This window comes from Anaerotignum sp. (genome assembly GCF_045122575.1).
GTDB lineage: Bacteria > Bacillota > Clostridia > Lachnospirales > Anaerotignaceae > Anaerotignum_A.
Window position 1 is genome coordinate 1 of sequence record NZ_JBGVHV010000193.1, and the last position, 2,277, is coordinate 2,277.

A 2,277-nucleotide genomic window follows, 5' to 3' on the forward strand; every position below is an offset into this window, starting at 1 on the left:
ATCGGCAGTATCATCATGGGCAGCAAGATCCCTGTTTCTCTGAAAGATCTCTTTATTATCTTTATTGAAAGAACCATCGTAACACTGCCAGTCATCGCTATTTTTGCTCATCTGATATTTTAAGAACTGATTTGCACAAATAAAAAAATCGAAAGGCCCCTTGTTTCCAAAGGATCCTTTCGATTTTCTTTTTTTATCCAAATTCCGCCAAAGGAGAGACGGTTTAGTTTTTGAAGCTGTGGATGGGAGCAGGGATTCTGCCGCCGCGCGCCACGAATTTTTCACAGCTGAAACGATTTACGGGAATGATGGGTGCATAACCCAGCAGACCGCCGAATTCTACGCTTTCGCCTTCTTTTCTGCCGATCACAGGAATCAGACGAACGGCTGTTGTTTTATTATTGACCATACCGATGGCTGCTTCATCGGCAATGATGCCGCTCAGTGTTGCTGCGGATGTATCACCGGGCAGGGCGATCATATCCAGACCAACGGAGCATACACAAGTCATTGCTTCCAGTTTTTCCAGTGTCAGCGCGCCTTTTTCGCAGGCATCGATCATGCCGTGGTCTTCGCTGACGGGAATGAATGCACCGCTCAGTCCGCCAACATAGGAGGATGCCATAACGCCGCCTTTTTTCACGTTATCATTCAGGAGAGCCAGTGCTGCTGTTGTGCCGGGTGCGCCTGCTTCTTCCAGACCCATTTCCTGGAAGATTTCCGCGATACTGTCGCCCACTGCAGGAGTGGGAGCCAGAGACAGGTCGATGATCCCAAAGGGTACGTTCAGTCTGTCCGCTGCTTCTTTCGCGATCAGCTGACCAACACGAGTGATCTTAAAGGCTGTGCGTTTTACTGTTTCGCACAGTGTTTCAAAATCTGCGCCTCTTACTTCTTCCAGTGCCTTTTTCACAACGCCGGGGCCGCTGACACCTACGTTGATGCAGCAATCCGCTTCGCCAACGCCATGGAACGCACCTGCCATGAAGGGGTTATCTTCTACGGCATTGCAGAAAATAACCAGTTTTGCACAGCCGATACATTCGTTATCTTTTGTGCGTTCTGCTGTTTCCACGATGATTTCGCCCATTCTTTTTACAGCATCCATATTCATGCCGTTTCTGGAAGTACCTACGTTTACGGAGGAACATACTCTTTCTGTCACTGCCAGTGCTTCGGGAATGGAATCGATCAGAATCTTATCGCTTTCTGTATAACCCTTCTGTACCAGGGCAGAAAAACCGCCGATGAAGTTTACGCCCACTTCTTTGGCTGCTCTATCCAGTGTCTGCGCTACGCTTACATAGGAATCTGCGTTTTTGCAGCCTGCTGCCGCGATGGCAATAGGTGTTACGGAAATTCTTTTATTCACAACGGGTACGCCGTATTTCTGCGCCAGTTCTTCCCCTACCTGCACCAGATCTTTTGCATAAGTTGTGATTTTTTTATAAATCTTTTCGTTGAATTTATTGATATCTGCATCTGCGCAATCCAGCAGGCTGATCCCCATGGTGATGGTTCTCACGTCCAGATTCATGTCGCTGATCATATTGTTGGTTTCCAGGATCTCATTTCTTGTGATCATTGCATTCAGCCTCCTTTTTAAATGCGGTGCATAGCATCAAAAATTGCTGTGTGCTGCATTTTGATCTTCAGACCCATTGCTTCGCCAACTGTCTTCAGTTTTTCTGCTGTCGCATCAAAGGATTCTTTCGCTTCGGTGATATCTACCACCATAACCATATTAAAGTAGCCGCCTACGATTGTCTGGGAAATATCCAGAATGTTGATATTTGTTTCTGCCAGAATAGTACATACCTTTGCTGTAATACCTACCTGATCCAGACCAAGTACTGTTACTACTGCTTTTTTCATATTTTCTTCCTCCTTTGTCGTTCCCGTTTTGCTTTTTCTTGTATAACATAAGAGTACCGCACGGCTATACTGAAACAGACGAACCATGCGGTACTGCTTTTGTTCCTACACAATTTTTATCATTTGAATAAAGGTATTTTTATCTTACCAGTTCCACCAGAAAAAACAATAGACAAATGTCCCCAATAAAAAAACAGACCTTTCGAAAAATCCATCATTTTGCCCACGCCCCCTTTTTCTCTTGGCGTGTTTGCACAACCCAAGGCAAAAAAAGTCCCACTCTCTCGACATTTTCACATGTTTGGCAGTATGCATAAAAAAACACACCCATTCTGAAACAGGTGCATTTTACAGATTTTATAATCGTATCTCTGCTTTTTGGGCGATCTGATACGCCTGAAA

General features: G+C 45.2%; 2 protein-coding genes. Both read right to left on the reverse strand.

What is annotated here, in order from left to right; translation table 11 throughout:
- Nucleotides 1-223: 223 nt before the first annotated feature.
- Complete coding sequence (locus ACJMLT_RS09485) at nt 224-1,585, reverse strand: PFL family protein (RefSeq protein ID WP_405729985.1); 1,362 nt, start codon at nt 1,583-1,585, stop codon at nt 224-226.
- Nucleotides 1,586-1,602: 17 nt separating this feature from the next.
- Nucleotides 1,603-1,875 carry an ACT domain-containing protein gene (locus ACJMLT_RS09490; RefSeq protein ID WP_405729988.1) on the reverse strand — a complete coding sequence of 91 codons (273 nt, stop codon included), beginning with the start codon at nt 1,873-1,875 and terminating at the stop codon, nt 1,603-1,605.
- Nucleotides 1,876-2,277: the final 402 nt, after the last annotated feature.

Coding starts and splice junctions, on each gene's coding strand:
- ACJMLT_RS09485 (WP_405729985.1), bottom strand. CDS start 1,585: ATGATCACAAGAAATGAGATCCTGGAAACCAACAATATGATCAGCGAC.
- ACJMLT_RS09490 (WP_405729988.1), bottom strand. CDS start 1,875: ATGAAAAAAGCAGTAGTAACAGTACTTGGTCTGGATCAGGTAGGTATT.